General features: G+C 62.3%; 17 protein-coding genes. 11 read left to right on the top strand and 6 right to left on the bottom strand.

Features of this window, described 5'->3' with window-relative positions:
- Window positions 1–480: 480 nt before the first annotated feature.
- Window positions 481–1,392, bottom strand: a complete 912-nt coding sequence (locus tag JQ566_RS31880) for a LysR family transcriptional regulator (protein ID WP_212379778.1) — start codon at window positions 1,390–1,392, stop codon at window positions 481–483.
- 100 nt (window positions 1,393–1,492) lie between these two features.
- Here JQ566_RS31880 and JQ566_RS31875 point away from each other — a divergent pair, with 100 nt between their 5' ends.
- From JQ566_RS31875 to JQ566_RS31855, 5 genes are all read left to right on the top strand, one after another.
- Window positions 1,493–2,731, top strand: coding sequence for an NAD(P)/FAD-dependent oxidoreductase (locus JQ566_RS31875; protein WP_212379776.1), 1,239 nt, complete (start codon window positions 1,493–1,495; stop codon window positions 2,729–2,731).
- Window positions 2,728–4,350: a hydantoinase/oxoprolinase family protein gene (locus JQ566_RS31870; RefSeq protein ID WP_212379774.1), complete on the top strand. Its 1,623-nt coding sequence runs from the start codon at window positions 2,728–2,730 to the stop codon at window positions 4,348–4,350. The genes JQ566_RS31875 and JQ566_RS31870 overlap by 4 nt, the downstream gene beginning before the upstream one ends.
- The gene (locus tag JQ566_RS31865; protein WP_212379772.1) at window positions 4,347–5,984 is read left to right on the top strand and encodes a hydantoinase B/oxoprolinase family protein; all 1,638 of its coding nucleotides are present in this window, start codon (window positions 4,347–4,349) and stop codon (window positions 5,982–5,984) included. Before JQ566_RS31870 ends, JQ566_RS31865 begins: the two co-directional genes overlap by 4 nt.
- The gene (locus JQ566_RS31860; protein ID WP_212379770.1) at window positions 5,981–6,967 is read left to right on the top strand and encodes a Bug family tripartite tricarboxylate transporter substrate binding protein; all 987 of its coding nucleotides are present in this window, start codon (window positions 5,981–5,983) and stop codon (window positions 6,965–6,967) included. The genes JQ566_RS31865 and JQ566_RS31860 overlap by 4 nt, the downstream gene beginning before the upstream one ends.
- A 572-nt stretch (window positions 6,968–7,539) precedes the next feature.
- Window positions 7,540–8,091, top strand: a complete 552-nt coding sequence (locus JQ566_RS31855; RefSeq protein ID WP_249139928.1) for a hypothetical protein — start codon at window positions 7,540–7,542, stop codon at window positions 8,089–8,091.
- A gap of 686 nt (window positions 8,092–8,777) precedes the next feature.
- Here JQ566_RS31855 and JQ566_RS31850 read toward each other — a convergent pair.
- Window positions 8,778–9,500 carry a response regulator gene (locus tag JQ566_RS31850; RefSeq protein ID WP_212379768.1) on the bottom strand — a complete coding sequence of 241 codons (723 nt, stop codon included), beginning with the start codon at window positions 9,498–9,500 and terminating at the stop codon, window positions 8,778–8,780.
- A gap of 553 nt (window positions 9,501–10,053) precedes the next feature.
- Between JQ566_RS31850 and JQ566_RS31845 the strand changes: the two genes are divergently transcribed.
- Window positions 10,054–10,881, top strand: a complete 828-nt coding sequence (locus JQ566_RS31845; protein ID WP_249139927.1) for a DUF3313 domain-containing protein — start codon at window positions 10,054–10,056, stop codon at window positions 10,879–10,881.
- A gap of 351 nt (window positions 10,882–11,232) precedes the next feature.
- Window positions 11,233–12,477, top strand: a complete 1,245-nt coding sequence (locus tag JQ566_RS31840; protein WP_249139926.1) for a patatin-like phospholipase family protein — start codon at window positions 11,233–11,235, stop codon at window positions 12,475–12,477.
- 121 nt (window positions 12,478–12,598) lie between these two features.
- Here the strand turns inward: JQ566_RS31840 and JQ566_RS31835 are convergent, their stop codons facing one another.
- On the bottom strand, window positions 12,599–13,834 hold the full coding sequence (locus JQ566_RS31835; RefSeq protein ID WP_212379764.1) for a sensor histidine kinase: 1,236 nt from the start codon (window positions 13,832–13,834) through the stop codon (window positions 12,599–12,601).
- Complete coding sequence (locus JQ566_RS31830; RefSeq protein ID WP_212379762.1) at window positions 13,831–14,559, bottom strand: response regulator; 729 nt, start codon at window positions 14,557–14,559, stop codon at window positions 13,831–13,833. The genes JQ566_RS31835 and JQ566_RS31830 overlap by 4 nt, the downstream gene beginning before the upstream one ends.
- A gap of 254 nt (window positions 14,560–14,813) precedes the next feature.
- Here JQ566_RS31830 and JQ566_RS31825 point away from each other — a divergent pair, with 254 nt between their 5' ends.
- Window positions 14,814–15,902, top strand: coding sequence for an efflux RND transporter periplasmic adaptor subunit (locus JQ566_RS31825; RefSeq protein WP_212379760.1), 1,089 nt, complete (start codon window positions 14,814–14,816; stop codon window positions 15,900–15,902).
- The gene (locus tag JQ566_RS31820) at window positions 15,899–19,006 is read left to right on the top strand and encodes an efflux RND transporter permease subunit (RefSeq protein ID WP_212379758.1); all 3,108 of its coding nucleotides are present in this window, start codon (window positions 15,899–15,901) and stop codon (window positions 19,004–19,006) included. Before JQ566_RS31825 ends, JQ566_RS31820 begins: the two co-directional genes overlap by 4 nt.
- Window positions 19,007–19,126: 120 nt before the next feature.
- Here JQ566_RS31820 and JQ566_RS31815 read toward each other — a convergent pair whose 3' ends face one another.
- Both JQ566_RS31815 and JQ566_RS31810 read right to left on the bottom strand, forming a co-directional pair.
- Window positions 19,127–20,719 carry an ATP-binding protein gene (locus tag JQ566_RS31815; protein ID WP_212379756.1) on the bottom strand — a complete coding sequence of 531 codons (1,593 nt, stop codon included), beginning with the start codon at window positions 20,717–20,719 and terminating at the stop codon, window positions 19,127–19,129.
- Window positions 20,720–20,727: 8 nt separating this feature from the next.
- Window positions 20,728–21,108 carry a response regulator transcription factor gene (locus tag JQ566_RS31810; RefSeq protein WP_212379863.1) on the bottom strand — a complete coding sequence of 127 codons (381 nt, stop codon included), beginning with the start codon at window positions 21,106–21,108 and terminating at the stop codon, window positions 20,728–20,730.
- Window positions 21,109–21,354: 246 nt separating this feature from the next.
- Here JQ566_RS31810 and JQ566_RS31805 point away from each other — a divergent pair, with 246 nt between their 5' ends.
- Together JQ566_RS31805 and JQ566_RS31800 are read left to right on the top strand one after the other, a co-directional pair.
- The gene (locus JQ566_RS31805) at window positions 21,355–22,800 is read left to right on the top strand and encodes a sensor histidine kinase (RefSeq protein ID WP_212379754.1); all 1,446 of its coding nucleotides are present in this window, start codon (window positions 21,355–21,357) and stop codon (window positions 22,798–22,800) included.
- Complete coding sequence (locus tag JQ566_RS31800; RefSeq protein WP_212379752.1) at window positions 22,797–23,447, top strand: response regulator transcription factor; 651 nt, start codon at window positions 22,797–22,799, stop codon at window positions 23,445–23,447. The genes JQ566_RS31805 and JQ566_RS31800 overlap by 4 nt, the downstream gene beginning before the upstream one ends.
- Window positions 23,448–23,621 lie beyond the last annotated feature (174 nt).

Raw genomic sequence — 23,621 nt, 5'->3', positions numbered from 1 at the left:
TCATTGCGGCCATCATGGCCCCGAATGAAAGAGTTGAAGCGTGGGGACCACTTCCGGAAGTTGCCGTCAGGCACTCGGTTTGAAACCTGGTGACTTCACGTAGGGGTGACCGGCGTCCGGCGATACGAGAACAGTACTGGCGCAATAGTGGATTTCGCGATGTAGCGGACCCCCGCTACCATCCTGCGATTTTGCGCGCCGAACTACGATTTTCCACGATCTCGTGCGCAGGGTGGTGGCGCGCCAAGCGCTTTGCGACAGCACCGGCTCTCCGGCGGTCTCATTGGCGCGAGCCAATGATGCATTGCGGCTGAAGATCATCTCCGCCGGGCACCCAGCGCAGTCGGATCGTCAGGAAAAAGGTCGCTCGGCGACGCCACGGGGCTGATCAGATCATGCGCTCGTCAGACAGATTGTTAGGTGTAAGACTTCTATGGCCACACCTCGGAGCCGCGCGCTCGCAAATTGGTGTGCACGGATTCATCCATCGCTGCGTGCCGCGTTGCGCAGCAGCTTGACGAACGCCTCCGCGGGTGGTGAGAGCACGAGTCCCCGCCGTTGATATATATAGTAGCGGCGGCGGATTTCCGGAGCGCGCAGCTTGATGAAACGCACGTCGAAATTCGGCGCGAACAGCCGTCCGTAGTCGGGAACGGCCGCCAGGCCGGTACCTACGCCCACCAACGCCAAAGCGGTGGTCAGATATTTGACCTCGACGGCGGTCTGCATGGAAAGCGAGCTATCGTGCGCAAGCAGCAGGCTCTCCAGGTGCCGGTTGAACTCGCTGGAATAAATGACCCAGCGCTCGTCGCGCAGTTTTTTCCACGAGACGGCGCGTTGCTGCGCCAGCGGATGCCGCGCTGAGCAGACCACTCGGATCGGTACATCCATCAGGAATGTGCTGGTGACATCCTCGCCGGTGGCGCGCTCTGGGCCAACGCCCAGTTCCGCCTCGCCCCGGCGCACCGTGCCCACCACCTCGTCCGCCATCGCGTCGGTCACGCGCAGGCCGACATCCGGATGGGCTTGCTCGAATTCGCCCAGCACTGCCGCCACCCACGTGCATGCCAGCATCTGCGGCGCTACCACGCGCAACAGGCCGGTGCGAAGGGAGCGAAGGTCCGAAGCGCCCTCTGCGATCTGTTGCACGTCATCCAGGATGCGGCGCGCCAGGGGAAGCAATTGCTGGCCGGCCGCCGTCAACAACACGACCGCGCCGCGGTCGAACAGTTTCAGCCCGAGGCTCTCCTCGAGCTGCTGAACCAGCATGCTGACTGCCGACTGCGTCAGGTTGATCTGTCGCGCCGCCGCCGTGAAGCTGCCCGCTCGAGCGACCGCGGCAAAGGCGCGCATCTGGCGCAGGCTAAGAGTGGAGAGAACGGCGGGCCGCATCACATATCCTCGCTCGAACGGATCGACTATCAGGAAACCTGATGACAATATTAGAAGAATTGGCTTGTGTGATGGGGGAATTATTTTTCAGAATTCCCGCATGCACATTGTCGTCATAGGAACGGGAATCGTCGGCGCTTGCACTGCGGCGTGGCTGCAGCGCGACGGCCACGCGGTGACCTTCGTCGACCCGCTGGGCGCGGGCGAGGCCTGCTCCTTCGGCAATGCCGGCTCGCTTTCGCCCAGCGCCTGCCTGCCGGTGGGCATGCCGGGCATGTGGAAGAAGGTCCCGCGCTGGCTGCTGGACCCATTGGGACCGTTGACGGTGCGTTGGGGCTATACCCCGCTCGTGGCGCCATGGCTGCTGCGCATGTTGCATCATTCATCACGCGAAGAGGTGACACGCATCGCCACCGCGTTACGTTCGATGCTGGCGCCGATCTTCGACTGCTATGATCCGCTGCTCGCCCATGCCGATGCGCAGGAGTTGGTGCGGCGGAGCGGTTGCCTCTACGTCTTTTCCTCTCGCGAGACGGCGGCGCAGTGGGCCTGGGGCATGAACCTGCGGCGATCGCTGGGCGTGCGGATGCAGGACGTGGAGCAGGACGAGCTGGAAAGTCTCGAGCCTGACCTCAAGGGACGTTTTCGGTTCGGCATCCTGGCGCCCGACAACGGCTCCACGTCCGATCCATCCGCCCTCGTCAAGGCGATCTACAATCGCTGCATCGGCGACGGCGCGCGTCACGTCCGCGACCGCGTCCGTGGTTTCGAGCGGCAGGGCCGGCGCGTCACGGCCGTGCTGTTGGAGCACGGCGAGCCGCTGGCGGCGGACGGCGTGGTGGTGGCAGCAGGGGCCTGGTCGGGCACATTGGCGGCACAGCTCGACAGCCCGGTGATGCTGGAGACGCAGCGCGGCTACCACGTCACCGTGCAGAGCTCGAACCTGGCCCTGCGCCACACCGTGATGGCGGTGGAGCACAATCTGATGGTCAACCCGATGGCCATGGGTCTGCGGCTGGCCGGCACGGTGGAATTCGCCGGCTTGAAAGCACCACCCAACATGGCGCGTGCCGATGCACTGCTTCGTCAGGGACAGCAATTATTCCCGCATCTGGACACATCGTCCTTCACGCGCTGGATGGGCCATCGTCCCTGTCTTCCCGACAGTCTTCCCGTGGTCGGTCCAGTCCGCGCGGCCGACAACGCCTGGCTTGCCTTCGGCCACGGCCATATGGGCATGTGCATGGGCGCGGCGACCGGCCGCGAGATCGCGCATCTGGTGGCCGGACGTCCGACGCAGGTGGACCTGACGCCGTTTTCGCCGGAGCGCTTCCGTTGAGCGCGTCCTGGTCGCTCGCCGTGGACATGGGTGGCACGTTCATCGATGCGGTGGCCTTGCGGAGCGACGGGCACGTTGCATCGCTCAAATATCCGCGCGCCGGGCGCCGGCTGGCGGAGCCGGTCGTCGAGGCACTCGATCGGCTGTGCGCGCAGGCGGGCATCGGGGCAGATGACGTCGGCCGCGTCGTGCACGGCTCCACCGTGATCACCAATCTGCTGCTGGAGCTGAACGAGCCGCCGGTGGCCCTTGTCCTGACGCGCGGCATGCGCGACGTACCGGTCCTGGCGCGCCAGGACCGCAAGGATCTGTATGAGCCGGTGATCATGCCGGCCGTGCCCGAAGCGAAGCTGTTTCCGGAGCCGCTGCGTTTCGAGATCGGCGGGCGCATCGATGCCGAGGGGCGTGAGGTGGAGCCGCTTGAACTATCGGCCGTGGACGCCATTGCAAATGCAGTGAGCGCCGCAGGCGTACGCGCGCTGGCGGTCGGTCTGTTGTTCTCGCACCGCAATCCGACGCATGAGCGCGCGCTGCGGGCTGCGCTGCACGCGCGCCTTCCGGGCCTGTACGTTTCCCTGTCCAGCGAAGTCGATCCGCAACTGCGGGAGTTCGAGCGCTGGCTCACTACGGCGCTGGACGCCTATGCCAAACCGCTGGCGGCGGATTATCTGCACGCGCTGGCCGACGCATTGAAGATGCGTGGCTTGCCGCCGCTGCGCCTGATGCGATCGGCCGGCGGCACTGCGCCCTGGCATGATCTCGCCGAGCAGCCGATCGGCCTCGCCATGTCCGGCCCCTGCGCGGCGCTGCAGGGCGTGGCCGCCGGCCTCGCAGCCTCCGGTCCCGCGATCGTTTTGGATATCGGAGGCACCAGCGCCGACATCAGCATTCTGCTCGACGGCAGGCCGACCTTTACCGATGCGCTGGAATGCGGCGGCTTGCCGATCCGTCAGCGCTGCGCAGATATCGCCTCCATCGGCATCGGGGGTGGCAGCGTGGTGTCGGTGCTGCCGGGTGGCGCGCTGCGCCTGGGGCCGCGCTCGCAAGGAGCCTGGCCAGGACCGGCCGCCTTTGGTCTCGGCGGTGACTTGCCGACGCTGAGCGATGCGCTTTGCGTACTGGACCGCTTGCCGCCCCGGCTGGCTGGCGGGATGGTGCTGGACCGCGCCGCCGCGGAGGCCGCGCTTGGCGACGTGGCCGGCGCGCTCGGCTTGTCGGTGCTTCGAACCGCTGAAGCCGTCGTGAGCGCGGCCGCCGCCGGGATGGCGGAGGCGCTCAAGACCCACGCCTTTCAGCGTAACCTGGATCCGGCGGATGCGGTGCTCGTCGCCATCGGCGGCGGCGGCGCGCAGCATGCGGCCGAGATCGCCGAACTGGCCGGTATGCGCCGTGTGCTGGTGATGCCGCACGCCGGCGTGATGGCAGCGCTGGGCATGCTCTACAGTCCGGAGGAGGGCGACGTCCGCCTGGCGGCGAGCGAAAGCCCGTGGGATTCGCTGCCGCCGCAGGGCGAGGGGCCGCATTCTCTGTTCGCGCCGATGACAACCGTCTTTGTGCCGGCGGGCTGGTCCTGGCGGGTGATGCCGGATCAGACGCTGGCGCTGGAGGCGAAGGCATGATGCCGCACACGCGCGACGTCCCACCTGATCCGGTCATCGCCCTGCGCATGGAGCCGCTGCGTCTGGCACTGCAAGGCACGGCCGACCGCATGCAGCATGGCATGATGCGTGCCGCCGTGTCGTCCATCGCGCGCGAGAGCGGCGACTGTGCCGCGGCCTTGTTCCTGCCGGACGGACGCTTGCTCGCCCAGGCACGCTCGCTGCCGCTGTTGCTGGGATCGCTGATTCCGGCCGTTGCCGGTGTGCTCGCACGCTTTCCGCTCGCAACGATGTCCGAGGGCGACGCCTATCTGCTCAACGACCCCTGGTCCGGCGGCACGCATCTGCCGGACCTGGCTCTGGTCCACCCGGTCTTCCACGATGGCGAGGTGATCGCCTTCGCCGCCGCCAATTTGCACCATCAGGATGTCGGGGGCATGGCCGCCGGCTCCATTCCGCCCGACGCAACCGAAGTGTACCAGGAGGGCCTGCGCCTGCCGCCGGTGCGCTGGCGCAGCGCCGAAGGCGTGCGGCCCGATATCGACGCCATCCTCGCCGCCAACTCACGCACGCCTGACAATCTGCGCGGCGACCTGGAAGCGCAGTGGACGGCGCTGACACAAGGCGCGCGCGAACTGAAGCAGATCGCGCGTCACACCGGACCTCGTTTTGCCGAGGTTTGCGATGCCCTGATTGCGCAGACCGAACGCATGACCCGCGCCGCCCTTGCGGCCGCGCCCGACGGCGAATGGAGCTGGCGCGATCAACTCGACGGCGACGGCATCGACACCGCCCCGGTTTCCATCGTGGTGAGCTTGCGCAAGCAGGGTGACACACTGGTGATCGACTTCGAGGGGACCGCGCCGCAGGTGAGGGGGCCCCTCAATGCATCGCCGGCGGCGATGCTGTCGGCGGCTCTGTTCTTCATGCGCACGCTGGCACCGGACGCACCCAACAATGCCGGCTGCCTTGCGCCACTGACGCTGAAGCTTCCACGCGGCAGCCTGGTCAATCCGGCGCTGCCCGCGGCGGTCAATGCGCGCACGGCGACCGTGAAGCTGGCGTGCAACGCGATTCTTGGAGCCTGGTCACAGTCGGCAAGCGGGATGGGCGTGGCGCCGCACGCCGGGGTGGCCACCGTCCTCGCGCTCAGCGGCACGCGGGTGGACGGGCGACGCTGGATGTTGACCGAGATCATCGCCAGCGGCGCCGGCGCCAGCGTCCACGCGCCCGGCCGCGCCGGCGTCTCCACCGACGTCGGCAATGCGCGCAATACCCCCGTGGAGGTGATCGAGACCGAAGCGCCGCTGCGGGTAGAATGCTACGAGATCCGCCGCGGTAGCGGCGGCGCCGGTCTGCAATGCGGCGGCGACGGCGTGCGGCGCGCCTATCGGCTGCTCGAAGGCCAGGGGTGGATCGCCTATCGCGGCGAGCGCCATGTCGGCCGTGCGCGCGGTGCGCGAGGCGGCGGGGCCGGCGCAACGTCGATGGCCCAGGTCTTGCGTGTGGACGGAGCGATCGAGCTCTTGCCTGCGCGCGCCCGCATCGCGTGGTCCGCCGGCGACCTGCTGATCATCGAAACCGCTGGCGGCGGCGGCTGGGGATCCCTCGCTCCAATTGAATCCGCCAACCCACTCGTAAGGAGTTGCCCATGATCCGTTTCCCGATGTCGCGCTGTGCGACGCTGGCGTTGGCCAGCTTCGCGATGCTCATGCCTGCACTGGCTAATGCGCAATCAACCTACCCGAACAAGCCGATCCACATCGTGGTGCCGTTCGCGCCTGGCGGCAGCACCGACGTGCTGGCGCGGCGTGTGGGAGAAAAACTCGCCGCGGCCTGGGGACAGCCGGTGGTGGTCGACAATCGCCCCGGCGCCGGCGGCGCCCTGGGCGCCGACTTCGTGGCCAAATCCGCACCCGACGGCTACAACCTGTTGGCGGGGGTGACCGGCAGCAACGCCATCGCGCAGGCGCTGTATCCGAAGTTGCCCTATAACGTGATCAACGACTTCGCACCCGTGTCGATGATGGTGAACTCGCCGCTGGTGCTGGCCGTCAATCCCGACGTCAAGGCGAACACGCCGGCCGAGTTTCTCGCCCTGGCCAAGTCGAAACCGGGCGAGCTGAGTTACGGCTCGGCCGGCAACGGCACGTCGATGCATCTCACCGGCGAGATGTACAAGCAGGCGACCGATGTTTCGATGGTGCACGTTCCCTATCGCGGAAGCGCGGCCATGCTCACCGACCTCATGGGCGGTCAGATCCAGGTCACGTTCGGCGACGTCCTGGTGCTGATGCCGCAGATCCAGGCCGGAAAGATCCGCGCGCTGGCCGTCACTTCGAAAACCAGGCACCCCCTGCTGCCGGACGTGCCGACGCTGGATGAAGCGGGACTGAAGGGTTTCGAGGCGCTGTCATGGCAAGGCTTGTTTGCGCCGGCCGGCACGCCGCCCGAGGTGGTCGAAAAGCTGAGCGCGGAAGTGAACAAGGCCATGCAGTCTCCCGACATCAGGGACTACTTCGCGGCGCAGGGCTTCATCGTCCAGGGCTCGACTCCCGAGGCCTTCAAGGCCTTTGTCGCGAGCGAGGTGCAGAAGTGGACACCGATCGTGAAGAATTCGGGTGCGCAGGTGAATTGAGCCGGCGCCGCCGGCGCGGCGCCAATTGGAATTCGCCTGCGTCATAAGAAAAGAGAGCTTCCACAATAGTGGGTTTCGCGGTGTAGCGCTCCCCCGCTACCAATCGTACGATTTTCTCCGCCAAACTACGATCTTCTACGATCTTGCGCTCGTGATGATAGCGCTTGGGGCGCCGCGCGAAACTGCATTGGTCGAACTGGTCTGCTCATAGGATCGACGACGATTGTCGCAAGCGGAAACGATTCCAACTCGTACCGGCGCCTGAGGAAGCCCGGACTTACGGGCCAACTCGGTGCGAAGGCACTTTGACCACTCTGACATATTTTGACGCAACAGCCGATCGTGCAGAAACGTTCAGTCACTCACGGCCCAATTTAGATCCAAGTGCCTCGATAACGAGCGCGGGTCAGGAAAGGGGCGGCGCTGGATTCCATCTAAGATCGGACGCCTGTCTGGAATTTCAACTTTGGCGGAGAGGGAAAGCGGGGTCTGCCGCATCGACGAGCTGATCTTCGCGCTGCGGTGTTCGATGTGAAGCCTGACCGATGGATCGAAGCCCGGAGCGACGATCAATGCTCTACAACGTATGGGGACAGATGACTTTCGCACTAGCAAGCGTGATGAACCCGCAAGGGCGCCGGTCGATCATGCCATGGAGCCTCGGTTTTTCGGTGCTGATGGCCGTCGCCGCCGCAATTCCTGCATCTGCGCAGCAGAGCTTCAATAGCGTCGCCGGTTCATGGTCGGGCAGTGGCTGGATGAAGCCGAAGGATGGGTCTCGGGAGCGGGTTCGCTGCAAGGTCGACTACGTACCCAAGAACGAAGGTCAATCCATGAAGATGAACGTGCGCTGCGCGAGCGACGCGTACAAGTTGGATCTGGGCGCCACGATCGAACAAAGCGGCTCGGAGCTATCGGGGAACTGGTTTGAAAGCCAGTACCGCGTCGGTGGCAAGGTCTATGGGCAGAATCAGAACGGGGTGATCGATGCCCGCATCGATGGCGACAAGATCACGGCGTTGCTCGTCGTTCGTACGAAAGGAAGCCGCCAATCCTTCGTCATGGAGTCGCCGGGAGCCTGGGTTTCCGAGGTCTCTATTGATCTCACTCGAGATGCGCGATGAAGCGAACGAAGTGCCGATGATCCCCTTCAGAGCCATCGCATCCTCGCTCGAATACGTCCCCCTCGGACCGACAGGCCGGTAAGCAAACAGTGGCGTCATCCAAATGAACCGACGGCGTGGGATATCCCGATCGCCCGTTTGGCTCGCATGTGCGTTGCTGACTTCGTGCGCTGCGGAGCCCAAAAGCACTCCGATGGCTCCGGAACCGTCGAAAGTCATGAACTCGTTGAAGAAGGTCGCTGCCGAAGCCAAGTTGGCGGAGCCCATCGAGATCTCGGAGCCGGTCCGAGCCCATCCGATATCCTCCGTTCCCTGGATCATATGTTTGCGAAGCGGCGCTACGGAGTTGTCGAAGCGTCGCCCCTATGCGGTGTTATTCGAAGGCAATCGCTACGTTGAGGCTCGGCTGTCGGTGATCGTCGACAGGTGCGAAGGACAACCGTTCGTCGCGTTGCCGAGATGATGCAGGGGCCGGCTCGGCAGGCTTGGCCTTCGACCCGAAGCCCGCTCCGAATGTGCCGACCAAAATCGCGCCGGACACACGAGGCAACGTTCGGACAAAGAACGATAAGAGCGAGCCAATTGCTGGCGCAAGGAATCGTCACACGATCCGCTCTGGCAGCCCCGCCTCAGGTTCCTCCGGGCTCTCCCAGCACCTCCGGTCGGAGGACTGAGGTGCAACAGGCTCAAGAGTGCTCGTCCAAATAGGTGACTTTGGCAGCAAGCTGATAGCCGCCGTTGCGCACCGTTTTGAATATGTGGTTCGCGCCACTCTCTGCGAGTTTGCGTCGCAATCGACTGATCAGCACGTCGATGGATCTGTCCAGCACGTCTCCGTCGCGCCCGCGTGTCAGATCGAGCAGCTGGTCGCGAGACAGGACGCGACCGGGTCGTTCGAGAAAGGTCAGGAGCAGGTCAAACTCGGCGCCGGTCAACTCGATCGAACCGCCTTGTCGACCGACGACCGACCGGGCGGACGGATCGGCGACGAAGCCTTCGAAGAGGTAACGCCCCTTGCCCCCATGGGCCGAGCGGTCATCTTCACCGCGACGGAGGACCGCGCGGATGCGGGCTATCAGTTCGCGCGGATTGAACGGTTTGCCGAGATAGTCATCGGCGCCGATCTCCAGGCCGATGATCCGGTCCACATCTTCCTTGAGAGCAGTGAGCAGGATGATCGGGATTCGGGAACGCGCGGACCGGAGATCGCGACAAAGATCGAGTCCGGATCCATCGGGGAGCATCACGTCCAGGACGATCAGATCGATCTGGTTCGTGGCGATCCGCTCGCGTACCTCGGCGCACCGGGACGCGAGCTGCACGCGAAAGCCTTGCTCCTTGATGTAGCGAGCAAGAAGCTTTCGAATCTCTAAATCGTCGTCGACGACAAGGATTTGCGGAATCTGCATGAGCGCCGGTTTAATCCGGTTAGAGCAACCTGAAGGGTATTATTTGTAACGAAGGCTGTCCCCAATTCGCTTGGACATCTTTCGACACAAATGGCGGCCGAGCAGCAACATTAGGTCATTCGCGGCCAGATTCCGAGCCATGAAGCCCGTCTATCAAGGATACCGGGTTCACAATAAGGGGGTCTGAATGCGCTCCGCCGCCGGTTTCAACCATTCTGCGTCATGTAAGTCTATTCCGTACCAGCGCCGGTGGCGGCTCGGATATTGCGCATTGCCACTTCGCCGCCTCGTGCTGAGGCAGTTCAGGACGTATCGGAGGCTGCGGGGACAGGGCGCCGCCCTTCTACGGGCTGCGGTCACCGTTTTGACCCACTTTGCCGGCGGGGGCATCGCAAGTGCACTCTTCTTGATCCTCCGCGCTTCCGGGCTCCGGAGTCTAAGGTCGTGCCGCCAGACAGGCCCGAAAGCCGAACCAGCCGCGGCCCCGAGCAACCGAATGTGCCCCGCGATCGCGACCGGCTGGAGGCAGACGGCACATGGTCGAAACAAGGGGATGTTCTTGGCGGCGCTACCGATCCTTGCAGTGTTGCCTGGATGTGCGACGCCCACGCTGGTGCAGGGCAATGCGCTCTCTTCATACGAAGGCTTGAAACAGTCGGACGGAAAGATCACCAAGTCCCGCCTTCAGGTCAAGAAAGAGCAGGTAGCCGCAGCGAAGACCGTCAATATCGCACCGACGGCATTCCCGCCTCATGTTGCGCCTGCCCTAACGCACGAACAGCGCGTCCTTGTCGCCAATACGGTGAGCCGTGCACTGTGCATCAATCTGAGCGACCGCTTCAAAGTGGTCTCGCCTGATCAACGGGCGGATTTGACCGTCCGAGCTGCTATCACCCGAGCAGCACCGACCGATGAAGTCGCAGCTGGTGTCTCGGCGGCCGCGTCTCTCGGTTCGAGCTTTGTGGATACGAGCGTTCCAATCCCCGTGCCGCGCATTCCGGTCGGTTTGGGCGATCTCTCCATTGAAGCCGAAGCTGTTGATCCCGCCGGTCGACAGCAGGCGGCCATGATCTGGGGAAGAGGTGCGACGGCATTTTTCAGTACGCCGAGGGTATCGAAAGCGAGTGACGCCTACGACCTCGCCCGGGACTTCGGCGACGACTTCGCCAAGATGCTCAATAAGGGTGAAAGCCCCTTCGAGGGCTTCAGTATCGACATCCCGTCCTTGGAAAAGGTCGGTTCGAATATCGGTCTCGCTCCCAAGTATGCGGCGTGCGAAACCTATGGCCGCGCTCCTGGGATCGCCGGTCTTGTCGGCGGCAAACTGGGCCTTCCTCCCGAATGGACCGATGACGGTCCGGCGGCGACACGAGCGCAGTGATGTGGCCAAGGACGGTCGCATCGACAGACGCGGCCTTTGCGGCTCGACCGCGAAGGTCGCCATGATGGTGGTCATCCTCGTCGTTGTGTACGGCGCCGTAGCTTATGTCGGCCTTTCGCTCTTCAGGACTGGGTGGCCGGGATGACCGTCTGGATCGCCTCGGGCCTCTCGGATGAATGACGTTGAGACGGCGGGGTCATGGCCGGCCTCTGCCGAGCATCCAATGCAGAACGCATATTCAAACGACCGGACATTTGTCGCCGGGCCCTTTAAGCGGACGGCGCATCTGCTCGGAGAGGTCGGATTAGGCGTGCTGAAATCGTGAAGACCATGTGCACATCCGGATCGTTGATGCGTCTGGCCGCGGTTTTCCTGATGACCAGCGTTCTTTGCGGATGCGCCTCCATGTTTCCGCGCGATGTGGTTCCGAAACGGCTCATTGACGAAGCTGAACTCGCCGGCATGCCAAACATTCGGCTATGGGGAGACGCTCCGTCGGAGGCGGTTGGCGCCGTTTCTACGATCAAGCAGACCAGGAGGGTGCCAAGTGCCGCTGCGCTTGGCCGTCTCGGCCAACAATCGGATCGGCTCAACATTCTCGCAATCTCCGGCGGAGGCGACAATGGTGCCTTTGGCGCCGGTCTTTTGGTCGGCTGGGGCGATGCCGGTACGAGACCTGAGTTCGATCTCGTTACCGGGGTTAGCGCCGGCGCTTTGACTGCGCCGTTCGTCTACCTGGGGCGGAGCAGGGACGCGGCATTGAAGGAGGTGTTTACGCGATACGAGCGCAGCGACATCTACGATCCCGGCGTCGTGGCGCCGCTACTCGGATCAGGCTTGGTCGACAGCTCCCCGCTCGAGAGCCTGATAGCAAAATACGTCGATGATCGTTTCCTCCGCGACATCGCCAACGAGCGGCGGAAGGGAAGAGTATTGCTCATCGGAACGACGAATCTGGATGCGCAGCGCCCGGTCCTGTGGGATATGGGCCGCATCGCAATGAGCGATCATCCCCAAGCATTGAGCCTCTTCCGCAAGATTCTGCTCGCTTCCGCATCCGTACCAGGCGCCTTTCCTCCTGTACACATCAAGGTCAGAGCCGCAGACCAAACCTACGAGGAGTTGCATGTCGACGGAGGTGTGACTCAGCAGGTCTTCGTGCCGCGACCTTCGACGATCATCCGCAGCGACGCCTCGACCAAGCGAACTGCTGCCCGCTTGTTCATCATTCGAAACGGAAAGATCAGCCCGGAATGGGAGGCCGTAGAGCCGGGCATTTTCTCGATTTCACTGAGGTCTATCTCCACCCTGATAAAGAACCAGAGCATTGGAGACCTCTATCGCATCTATGCGAAGGCCGAGATCGACGGTACCGATTTCAATCTTGCGGCAATTCCATCGAGCTTCGGCGCGATGAAAGAGAAGTCGTTTGAGCAGGCATATATGCAAGCGCTATATCGGGAGGGCTATCGTTCAGGTTTTGAAGGTTATCATTGGATGAAGGCCCCACCGGGGATGGCGAAGAACCCAGGGCCGCTTGGTAGTCCGTCCGGTTCAGTCCGCCCGTCGACGAGGCAGAGCGTGGAGCTCAGGTAGCGACGGCCGTTATGATCCTTCTTGCCGTCGCGGAGAAATGTTTCCGCGGTCTTGGAAATCAATTGACTATCAGGCCATCGGCAGTTCGAAGGGCGGACCGCCGGTGGCCAGGTCGGAGTGATCAGATAGCCGAACAGGCCGGCAACCTTACGGTCTGGATCAGCCCGCGCAGAGATCCATTCTCGATTTTGATGCTGCCTCCAGCCCGCTGGACGATCTCTTTCGCAATCGTCAAGCCAAGTCCGGCGCCGTCGAACTGCTTCATGCGTGCCCGGTCGGCGCGAAAAAACGGTTCGAAAACCTGCCCGATGAGATCGGGCGGGATCCCTGGACCGTCGTCGTCGATGACGACGACGATTTCCTTCGGAGTGCTTTGGACGGCGACCCGGGCCCGCTTCCCATGAGTGGACGCATTTATGATCAGATTTCTGAAAGCGCGACTTAAGCCCGTTCGGTTCGCCAGCGCGGTCCCGGCCGCGGAGTTGGTCAAAGTGACGTCGTACGATAGCGTTCGAAGCTCGTCCACCAGATCGGATATAAGAATGTCCAGCCGGATCGGTGCCGGGGCCGATTTGCCGGATTCCTCCCTCACGAGAAGAATTGCGCTATCTGCGATCCGGTCTAGCTCGTCGATATCCTTCAACCACATCTCACGGTCTTCTTCGTCCTCGACGAACTCCGCGCGCAGGCGCATGCGAGTGATCGGCGTTCGCAAGTCGTGGCCGGCTGCGGCGACGAGCCGCATTCGGCTCTCCATTGCCCCTTTAAGGCGGGAGGACAGCGAATTCAACGCTTTGGCAGCGACCCGCACCTCCGCAGGTCCCGTCACGGCGAGTTCGGGAAGCACCGCGTCGGGCCCCACGGTCTCAATTGCGCGTTCGAGAAGGACGAGAGGCTTGACCATTCGGTTCGCGAAGAAGAGAGCGACGGCCATCGTGCCCAGCGTGGTCAGCGCGAGCCAGATCAAGAGTAGATGGAAGACGCCGCCTCCCGGAGGCAAATCCGGGATTTGCGTAACGATCCAACCTTGATCCACCGGAATGGACAGAAGAGGCAAGTCGTTCTTGCGGGACACGATGACGTCGCGAGGAGCTCCTCGAGCCATCAGCGCGTCGCGTAGCCAAGCGGTGAGATTGGCTTCGACTTCACCGCCAGCTGCGGCCTCTTGAACGATGACCAACTTGGGAGCGATCTGCCTAACTTGCGTCAACAACTCTATTTGATCGACGAGTGGACTGATTGCATCCTGTTCGTTGGGCGGATCAAACAGGTAGATGAGAATTGAGGTCAGAATGCAGACCACCGCGATGATTACGACGGTGAGAAGGACGGCTAGTTTCGCGCGCAAAGTGTTCACGCCGGGTAGTCCTGCAGACCGACTTTTGCGACGAGCTGATAGCCGCCGTTGCGAACTGTTTTGAAAAGGGGGGGAGCCCCCGAAGTATCGAGCTTCCGCCTCAGACGGCTGACCAGGACATCGATCGAGCGATCGAATGCTTCTCCTTCGCGTCCACGCGTGAGATCCAGGAGTTGGTCCCGTGAGAGCACGCGTCCGGGCCTATCCAGGAAAACCTGTAACAGGTCGAACTCCGCGCCGGTCAATTCGAGCGCATTGCCTTGAGCGTCGATTACGCTGCGCAGCTGCGGATCTGCGGTAAGTCCGTCGAACCGGTACTTTCTTGCGTCTCGATACCGAAGGTTCCTCTCGGAGCGACGTCGCAACACGGCACGAATTCTGGCGACCAGTTCTCTCGGATTGAACGGCTTGCCGAGATAATCGTCGGCCCCCATCTCCAGGCCCACGATGCGATCGACATCCTCCTTGAGCGCGGTCAGGAGGATGACCGGTGTCGTGTTCCGCTTCGCTCGCAGATCGCGGCAGGCGTCGAGCCCGGAGCCGTCCGGGAGCATCACATCCAAGACCACGAGGTCGATCTTGTCAGTCGCGAGACGCTCCCGCATTTCGCTACAGCTCGCGGCCAGAACGACCCTAAATGATTGGCCTTCGACATAGCGGGCAAGCAGCCTACGGATCTCGGGATCGTCGTCGACCACTAGGATCTGAGGAGTATGTTCGTTCATGGACGCCGTTCATGGTGGCTCGGGAGCCTGACATTACCGCCAAGCCGGGTCGAAAAAAGCCGGAATTCGTAACGAAAGGCGGTAGGGCGCCAATCCAGCAACATTTCGACACAAATCGGCGCCTGTCGAGACGATCTGACACAAATTGTTCTACGCGAGCAAACCTCGCGTCCTACCCGGATAGTCGCCAGCCGTCCGACCAAAGCGGCTGGCGAGGCATTCGGAGGTCGACAGGCGTGGAGGAAAGTGCTGGCATGACAAGAATCTATCGCAGCCTGGGATCGATCGCGATCATCGCGATCTCTCTGATCTTCCATTCGATCGTTCGGGCGGAAACTCTCTCATCTGTGATGACTGTGGTGGCGGCCGCGGTCGAGAAGTCGGAGGTTACGAGGACCATCACCGCGACAGGCAACGTCGTCGCGTGGCGCGAAATTCCGGTGAGCTCCGAAGCGGGTGGTCTGGCGGTGATCGAGATCGCCGTCGACGAAGGCGACGTTGTTGCGAAAGGTCAGGTATTGGCGCGCCTCAGCCATGATCTGACGGCTGCGACGCTATCCAGGCAGAAGGCCGTGGTCGACGAACTGGAGGCAAGCCTTGCCATTGCCAGATCGGACGCTGCGCGAGCGCATTCGGTTTCCTCGGGCGTCATAAGCGCGCAAGCGATCGAGCAGCGGGATACTCTCGTCAAGACGGCCGAAGCCAAGCTGGACGCGGCTCGTGCTCAACTCAACGAGGCCGAAGCGCGGCAACGTCAGACGGTCATCGTCGCGCCCGCTGCGGGAACGATTGCCTCGAGGTCCGTCGCGATCGGGCAGGTGGTCCAGGTCGGCGTCGAGATGTTCCGCTTGATCCAGGACAATCGCATAGAGGTCGATGCCCGCGTAGTCGAAACCGACCTGCTCGCCGCCGCTGCCGGACAGCACGTGACAGTACTTGGCCCCAGCGGACAGTCCGAGCAGGGCTCGGTCCGCATCGTTTCGCCGCTGGTAGACCCGAAGACGCGCTTGGGTACGGTTCATGTCGTGCTGCCCAAGGATACGAATCTCAAGCCGGGGATGTTCGCGCGCGTCGAGATTTCGGTGGAAAGCAAACTTGCCTTGACCGTTCCTCTGAAGGCGCTGGTCTGGCGCGAGGCGAAGGCTCACGTCTTCAAAATTGGTCGCGACAATCTGGTGTCATTGGTCGAGATCGGGATCGGCGCCAAAGAATCGGATGGCATAGAAGTCCTTCGCGGGCTGGAGGCTGGAGATCGCATTGTGACCCAAGGCGCCGGTCTTTTGAGCGACGGCGATTTCGTAAACATAAAGACTGCATTGGTCAAAGGCGGGGCGTTCCGATGAATGGAATCTCCGGTTGGGCGATCCGCAATCCTGTAGCGACCATCATCCTGTTCGTGCTGCTCACCCTGGCGGGTACGGTCGGATTCTCGAAGCTGCGCCTCAACAATATGCCCGACATGGATATTCCGACCGTGACGGTCAGCGTTGCCTGGCCAGGAGCGGCGCCGACTGAAATCGAGACGCAAATCACCCGTTTCGTCGAGGACGGCGTCGCAGGACTTGGCACAGTGAATCGCACTCGTTCGATCGTGAACGAGGGACTGTCCATGACCATGGTCGAGTTCGCGATCGGCACCGATATCGATCGGGCGACGAACGACGTCCGGGACGCCGTCGTATCGATCCGCTCGAAGCTTCCGCAAGGAGCCCTCGATCCCATGGTCCGGCGCGTCGAAGCGACGGGACAGGCGATCCTGACGTTTATCGTCGACGCTCCGATGATGGCTCCGGATGCGTTGAGCTGGTTCATAGACAACGACATCGCCAAAGCCGCGCTTGCAGTCCCCGGCGTCTCCAAGATCCTCAGATCCGGCGGTGTCGATGCGGAAATCACCGTCAAGCTCGATCCCGACCGATTGCTGGCTCTGGGACTGACCGCCGCGGAAGTTTCAGATCTGGTAAGAAACCGCAACATGACCCAGCCCGGCGGCCGCGCGACGCTGGGAGGAGCCGAACAAGCCATTCGCACGGTTGGCAGTGTCCCGGACCTCGCGGCCCTCAAGGAGATGCGTCTGGCGTTCGGCGACGGTCGCAGCGTCAAGTTGTCCGAAATCGCAACCGTCGAGCGCTCATGGGCCGATCCGCGACAGAGGTCCCGGTTCAATGGTCGAGAAGTCGTCGGCTTCAGCGTCTACCGGGCGGTCGGGACCGGAGAGTTCGCCGTGACCCGGGACGTTCGGAAGCGGCTGGCTGATTTCGCCGCGGCCCACAATGGTGTACGGATCCTGGAAGTAACATCCTCGACCGACGCCGTCATCGAGGGCTACGACGCGGCCATCGAAGCGCTCCTGCTGGGCGCGTTGCTCGCTGTTCTGGTCGTCTGGATCTTCCTGCGGGATGTTCGAGCGACTTTGATCTCCAGCGCCGCACTGCCGTTGTCTTTGATGCCGACCTTCGCGGTCATGTATGCGCTGAACCAATCGCTCAACAATATCACTCTTCTGGCGATTGCTCTGGTCGTCGGCATTCTTGTCGACGATGCCATCGTTGAGATCGAGAACATCGTTCGGCACATTCGGCAATCCGGAAAGAGCGTTTACGAGGCCGCCATCGATGCAGCGGACGAGATCGGCATGGCCGTGGTTGCGACGACGTTCGCCATCATCGTGGTCTTCGTCCCGGTTGGGCTGATGCCGGGCATTCCGGGCCAATTCTTCAAGGCCTTCTCGATCGCCGTTTGCAGCGCTGTCTTCTTCTCCCTTGTGGTCGCGCGCCTGCTTACGCCATTGATGGCGGCTTTTCTCCTGAAGACGAGCGGCAGGGAGCATCGCGAGCCGGCGTGGGTGCGGCACTATGCTTGGATGTTGAAATGGACGCTTCGCTATCGATGGATCACCGTCATTGCCGGTATCGTATTCTTCGCCGCGTCCTTGTCACTCATTCCGTCCCTTCCCACCGACTTCATGCCGGCGGCCGATCGCGCGCGCACAATCCTCAGTGTGGAGTTGGCACCGGGTGCGACGTTGCAGGAGACGGACGCCGCCACGCAAAAGGTGACATTCTTGCTGAGGGCGAGACCTGAAGTCGCTTCCGTCTATGCCGCGGTCGGCACCGAGACCTCGACGTTTTCCGGCCCGGGAGATCTTTCTAGCTCGGTAGGGGAGGTCAGAAGATCGACCGTCACGATCAATCTCGTTCCGAGGGCTGAGCGAAACCTCTCACAGCAGGCGTTCGAGTCCTCGATTGGCCGTCAGCTTTCGGTCATTCCGGGCGTCCGTATCCGTCTCGGAGAGGACGGGTCGTCCAGTGCGAAAATCCAGGTATCCTTGTTGAGCGATGATCCCGCTGCACTTGCCGATGCGGCACGCCTGTTGGCGCACGACATGCGCACCACTCCGGGATTCCACCGCGCGAGAGTGATGAGCAGCTTCGCGAGGCCTGAGCTACAGATAACTCCGAAGGCGGACAAGGCCGCTCTGCTCGGGGTTTCGACGAGCGCGATGGCCAAGACCGTCAATATCGCCACCGTAGGCGATATCGACCAGAACCTGTCGAAGTTCAGCCTGGGAACGCGACAGATTCCCGTTCGTATTCTACTGAACGACGTTGCTCGCTCCGACATGGCAAGTCTGTCGATGCTGCAGGTGCCGACCTTCGAGAAGCCGGTGCCTTTGTCGTCTGTTGCCGATATCAGCTTCGGCTCGGGTCCGCTTCAGATTGAGCGGACCGATCGCACCAGAAGCGAGACGATCGAAGCGGAGCTAGGTGGTCTGACGGTAGGCGAGGCGGAAGATTTGGTCGCTCAAATGCCTTCGATGAAGCGGTTGCCAACAGGAGTGCTCTACAAGCCTGCGGGCGACTCCGAACGCATGCAGGAGCTGTTCGATGGGTTCAAGCTCGCGGTCGGATCGGCCATCGTCTTGCTCTTTGTCGTTCTCGCCCTGCTCTTCAACGGTTTCGTCCAACCTGTGACCATTCTGACGGCGCTCCCCCTGTCGATCGGGGGAGCTCTCGGATCGCTGCTGATGACAAGGACGCCGATCTCCTTGCCCGTAATGATCGGTATGCTCATGCTCATGGGAATTGCGGCGAAGAACTCGATTCTTCTCGTCGAGTACGCGATCGTCGCCAGGCGCGATGGCGGCCTTGATCGCACGCAGGCATTGCTGGATGCCGCTCGGAAGCGAGCGCGACCCATTGTCATGACGACCCTGGCGATGAGTGCCGGCATGTTGCCGATCGCCTTGGGCATGGGAGCGGATGCCGAGCGGAGGGCGCCCATGGCGATCGCAGTTATCGGGGGACTATTCAGCTCGACGGTCCTCAGCTTGATGTACGTGCCTGCCTTCTACACGGTGATGGATGACCTGCAGCGCTGGATAGGAAAAGTCCTTTGGAGAGGCTATGGGCAAGCCGGTGAAATCGTTCGAAGCGGCGCATCGTGACGTCGCGACGTGCTTCCTGGCTTCGCGAGGGGCGTCCGGCCGCGCTGCCATTGCCGGAAAGCAGCCCGCCCTGGAAAGCGGCTTTCAGGGCGCCTTCCGAACGGCTTCGCTTTACCCATCCTACGAGCGCGATGGTGGTGTCGGTTCCGACAGGGCTGTCGTCGAGGAATCGACCGAGCAACCGTGTCCGCACGCCGCGAATGTTCGGCGCGGTTCCTTCAAGCTCACGGCTGTGTCGCGTCTTTCAAGCGCATAGCTTCGGATCGAGTTGAGCAATCGATATCGCGCGAGACCCTCGCCGGCTTCGAACGAGATCAATGACTTCGTGATCAACTTGTCGATGACAAGCAGATCATCGAAGGGAGTCGGCAAGACCTGACGAGCAGCCTCGCAGGCTGCATCGAGCGTAAAGGGCTCCCCGTAAGCGGACAGATGGTGCAGCACTGCCTTCTCGTCTTCCTCAAGCAGGCTGTAGCTCCAGTCGATCGATGCAGCCATCGTCTGGTGACGCGGCAACGCCGTTCGGTGACCTTGCCAGAACAGCCAGGTATTCGTCTCAAGAGAGCCGACGATCTGCGAGAGGCCAAACGCCGGCACGCGCATTGCCGCCAGGTTGATGGCAAGTGCCACTCCGTCCAGTCTGCGGCAAATCTTCGCAACGATCTGTGCGTTGGATTCCGTCAACTCAAACTGGTGTCCGCTCGCTGCGACCTTGTCGATGAACAGGCTGAGTGCCGGATGGGAAAAAAGCCGCTCGGCCGATTGTTCATCTTCGACCGATGGACACTCAAGACCCGAAAGCCTGTACACGTGCTCGCCGTCGGCCCGGAGTGTCTCCCTGCTGGTCGCAAGGACACGTATCTCGGGGGCTTCTCGTAGAATCTTCTCAATTAGCGCCGCGGCAGCATCGATCAAGTGTTCACAGCTATCGAAGATCAGCAGCATGCGTCGATCGCGTACAAATTCGAGCATGGCTGCATTCGGATCGCTCGACGGGGCGGTTAGTCCGAAAGAAGATGCCAACGCGACCGGCAGAAGATGCGGCTCGGTGATCTTTGCAAGATCGAGAAAATGAATGTCGCCCTGGAAGGATGCAAGCTGGTCGTGAGCGACAGCAATGGCGGCTGTTGTCTTTCCGACACCTCCCGGTCCGTGAACGGTGACGAATCGCGTCGTTCTCAGCAGGTCCGAGACCATGCGCACGTCGTTGTCGCGGCCGACCATTCGAGCCAGCGGCAGCGGAAGCCGTTGTGCCTGACCCCGCTCCTTGCCCCGCGCGAGCGCGCCAGTAGATTCGAGGTGGCCGGTGGTCGCGACAAGGCAATAACCCCGGCCGGCTACCGTCTTGATGTAGCACGCACCGTCAAGTCCGTCGCCCAGCGCCTTGCGCAGCCCGGCGACCTGCACCCTTAATCCGCCTTCGTCGATGTTGATGCCAGGCCAGACGCGGGCAATGAGCTCGTTCTTGCCGACGACCTCACCCTGTCGTTCCGCCAGCAGGATCAGGATTTCGAGAGAGCGGTTGCCGATTGGGAGCGCGTTGCCGTCCTTGAGCAGGAGCCGCTGACGGGGAAAGAGCCGGTACGGACCAAAAGCGAAGAAGTCCTTTGCCGCGCTGCTTTGTGCCGGCACATTCGCCTGGGTTGCCCGCGGCAACGCATCGGGAGGGCCTACCGCCGAAACCTCCTGGGTTATGACGGTGTCCGCGGTCATGGCATGCCCTACATGGTCTGCTTGCCGAGGGCGGATTCGATACAACCGAGCAGATCGTCTCGTCCGAATGGCTTGGACAGGAAACAGACTCCGCCGGCGCGCAGGGCTCTATCGCGAACGCGCTTGTCCGGAAAGGCCGTCACGAAAATGGTCGGAATCCTGCGGCCGGAGGCAATCAGTCTGCCGTGCAGTTCAAGTCCGGTCATATCAGGCATCTGGACATCCAGGATCAGGCAGGAAGTATCGGGCAGCTTGCCGGATTTCAGAAAGTCATCGGCCGATTCAAACGTGACTGGGGTGTATCCGAACGATTCAACCATGCCGCCCATGGCGACCCGCACCGATTCGTCGTCGTCCACGATTGCAATCAAGGGTTCATCGTTCAAGATGCTCTCCTATCATCCCAGATTGACGGGAATCCGAAGGGGTAACCATTGGCGAAGGCGGCACTCTAGATGCCAAATTCGTTGCCCGAATTAACCAAGGAGTCGCGGATACTATCGTTTCGTTTAGGTGCGTTGCCGCATTTCACGGTTTTTGCTAGTAAAGTAGGCGGTGTGAGGCAGGCGTGGAACGCCTGAAATCGGAGAGCGCCACCTTGGCTCCGATCGCCTTCAAATGGTCAGCGCGGATCGATGAACCAGCCCGTTTCCAGACATGACCGCGTCCTCCCCACAATCGGTATCATCGCTCTCGCGGCCGGCATTTTCGCCATCGACGTTATTACGCCGCTCGAAGTGTCGGTCAGCATCCTCTACGTGTTTGTCGTGCTCGTCGCCTCGGTCATCTACGGCCGGACCGGCATCTTGGTCGCCGGGCTGGCTTGCGAGGCATTGACTCTGATCGCGCATTCGCTTTCGCCGGGCGATCCCTGGTCGCATTGGTCGCTGATCGACCGCGTCATCGGTGTTGTCGGCATTGCCATGTCGACCTTGCTGGTGATGCGCAACCAGTCCGCAATGGACGCGCTTCAAAGGAGCGAAGCCTTCCTCGCGGAAGCGCAGCAATTGGGCCGCACGGGCAGCGTCGGCTGGCGCGACCCTCGGGGCGAACAGTACTGGTCGCGGGAGACATGGCGCATCTATCGATATGAACCGGGCCAAACGGCGCCCACTCTCGCTGCCATGCTTGCGCGCACGCACCCGGACGACCGAAGGCTGCTTGAGCAGACCATCGAAAAGGCTTTCCGGGAGCAGACAGGCTTTGCACTTGAGCATCGGCTGTCGATGCCCGACGGTGAAACTCGCTATGTCCGGATTGTCACCCGCATTGCCAGGGAGTGGGCGGGCGAGGCGGGTATCGTCGGCGCGGTGATGGATATCACCGCTGCCAGGCGCGCTGCTGACGAACTACAGCGCGCCCAGTCCGACCTCGCCCGCGTAACGCGGGCCACGACCATGGGTCAGCTCGCGGCATCGATCGCACACGAGATCAATCAGCCGCTCACCGGAGTCGTCACCAACGGGCACACCGTGCTGCACTGGCTCAATGAGAGGACGCTGAACCTGGACAAGGCCCGCACGACGGCGGAACGCGTGTTGCGTGATGGTGAGCGCGCGAGCGGTGTCATCCGGCGCATCCAGGGGCTGTTGATGAAGACGCCGCCGCAGGCCACCGACATCGATCTCAACGAGTTGATTGGCGGGGTCCTCGATCTGCTGCAAACCGAACTGCGGCTGCGCGATGTGGCGGTGCAGACCCAGCTTGCGCCGGCGCTGCCGGCCTTTCTCGGCGATTCCGTCCAGCTTCAGCAGGTTGTCCTCAATCTTGTCATCAATGGAGCGGACGCCATGTCGGAGGTGACCAGCCGACCAAAGGTGCTGGTCGTCGGTTCGCGCGAAGGGGCCGATGGCGAGGGGGTGGTGTTCGTGCGAGACAGCGGTATTGGTCTCGACCGGGAGACGGTGGACAAGATCTTCAGTCCCTTCTTCACGACCAAGGCCAAGGGGATGGGAATGGGATTGACGATCTGCCGCACTATCATCGAAGCGCATGGTGGACGGCTATGGGCTTCACCCGCGGAACCACACGGCGCGCTATTCCAGTTCATCCTGCCGAACAAGGCGCACGCCGACCTATGAACGACGAATCCCCCATAGTGGCGGTCATCGATGACGACGTGTCGGTGCGTGAATCCATCGAGGGATTGCTGGAGACGGCGGCGCTTCGCGTCGAGCTGTACGCCTCGCCGCGCGAATATCTGCAGGCCAAGCGCAAGGACAATCCGAGCTGCATCATTCTTGACGTCCGCCTGCCTGGTTCGAGCGGACTAGATTTTCAGCGCGAGATGACCGCGGCCGGTATCCGGGCGCCGATCATCTTCGTTACGGGCTATGCCGACGTCCATATGTCCGTCCAGGCCATGAAGGCGGGCGCGGTCGAGTTTCTCACCAAACCCTATCGCGACCAGGATCTGCTGGAAGCGGTGCTGTCGGCCATCGACAAGGACCGGCAGCGTCGAGCGAACGACCGCACTCTGACCGATATCAGGCAGCGCTTCGAAGCGCTGACATCCCGAGAACGCCAGGTGATGGCGCTGACGATCTCTGGCCTGCAGACCAAACAGATCGCAGGCGCCGCCGGCATACGCGAGGTCACGGTACGGGTGCATCGGCGCGAAATCATGCGGAAGATGAATGCGCGATCCCTGGCTGATCTTGTGAAAATGGGCGAGGCACTCCGGAGCAGGGGTGTCACGCTTGACCCTCATGCGCCGCCCGATGACTAACGCCGTCCAGCTTGCGCACGGAAGCGATCCGAGCAGCCTTGTTCTGTGGGAAGTCATGTGAGAGGGCCGATGATCGAGACGGTCCCCCGGCCTTCCCCATAGGCGTTAAGGTAGCGCAGGCATGGATTGATACCGACGTTTTCGGGGAGGCTCGCGCAGGTGCCGCCCAAGCGC

The sequence above is a fragment of the Bradyrhizobium sp. SZCCT0231 genome (assembly GCF_018130245.1).
Taxonomy (GTDB): Bacteria; Pseudomonadota; Alphaproteobacteria; order Rhizobiales; family Xanthobacteraceae; genus Bradyrhizobium; species Bradyrhizobium japonicum_F.
This window is presented reverse-complemented; position numbering and strand designations above follow the sequence as displayed.

Bases quoted from the DNA above. Each gene is read 5' to 3' on its own strand.
- JQ566_RS31880 (WP_212379778.1), bottom strand. From the start codon at position 1,392: ATGCGGCCCGCCGTTCTCTCCACTCTTAGCCTGCGCCAGATGCGCGCC.
- JQ566_RS31875 (WP_212379776.1), top strand. From the start codon at position 1,493: ATGCACATTGTCGTCATAGGAACGGGAATCGTCGGCGCTTGCACTGCG.
- JQ566_RS31865 (WP_212379772.1), top strand. From the start codon at position 4,347: ATGATGCCGCACACGCGCGACGTCCCACCTGATCCGGTCATCGCCCTG.
- JQ566_RS31860 (WP_212379770.1), top strand. From the start codon at position 5,981: ATGATCCGTTTCCCGATGTCGCGCTGTGCGACGCTGGCGTTGGCCAGC.
- JQ566_RS31855 (WP_249139928.1), top strand. From the start codon at position 7,540: ATGCTCTACAACGTATGGGGACAGATGACTTTCGCACTAGCAAGCGTG.
- JQ566_RS31850 (WP_212379768.1), bottom strand. From the start codon at position 9,500: ATGCAGATTCCGCAAATCCTTGTCGTCGACGACGATTTAGAGATTCGA.
- JQ566_RS31845 (WP_249139927.1), top strand. From the start codon at position 10,054: ATGTTCTTGGCGGCGCTACCGATCCTTGCAGTGTTGCCTGGATGTGCG.
- JQ566_RS31840 (WP_249139926.1), top strand. From the start codon at position 11,233: ATGCGTCTGGCCGCGGTTTTCCTGATGACCAGCGTTCTTTGCGGATGC.
- JQ566_RS31830 (WP_212379762.1), bottom strand. From the start codon at position 14,559: ATGAACGAACATACTCCTCAGATCCTAGTGGTCGACGACGATCCCGAG.
- JQ566_RS31825 (WP_212379760.1), top strand. From the start codon at position 14,814: ATGACAAGAATCTATCGCAGCCTGGGATCGATCGCGATCATCGCGATC.
- JQ566_RS31820 (WP_212379758.1), top strand. From the start codon at position 15,899: ATGAATGGAATCTCCGGTTGGGCGATCCGCAATCCTGTAGCGACCATC.
- JQ566_RS31815 (WP_212379756.1), bottom strand. From the start codon at position 20,719: ATGACCGCGGACACCGTCATAACCCAGGAGGTTTCGGCGGTAGGCCCT.
- JQ566_RS31805 (WP_212379754.1), top strand. From the start codon at position 21,355: ATGAACCAGCCCGTTTCCAGACATGACCGCGTCCTCCCCACAATCGGT.
- JQ566_RS31800 (WP_212379752.1), top strand. From the start codon at position 22,797: ATGAACGACGAATCCCCCATAGTGGCGGTCATCGATGACGACGTGTCG.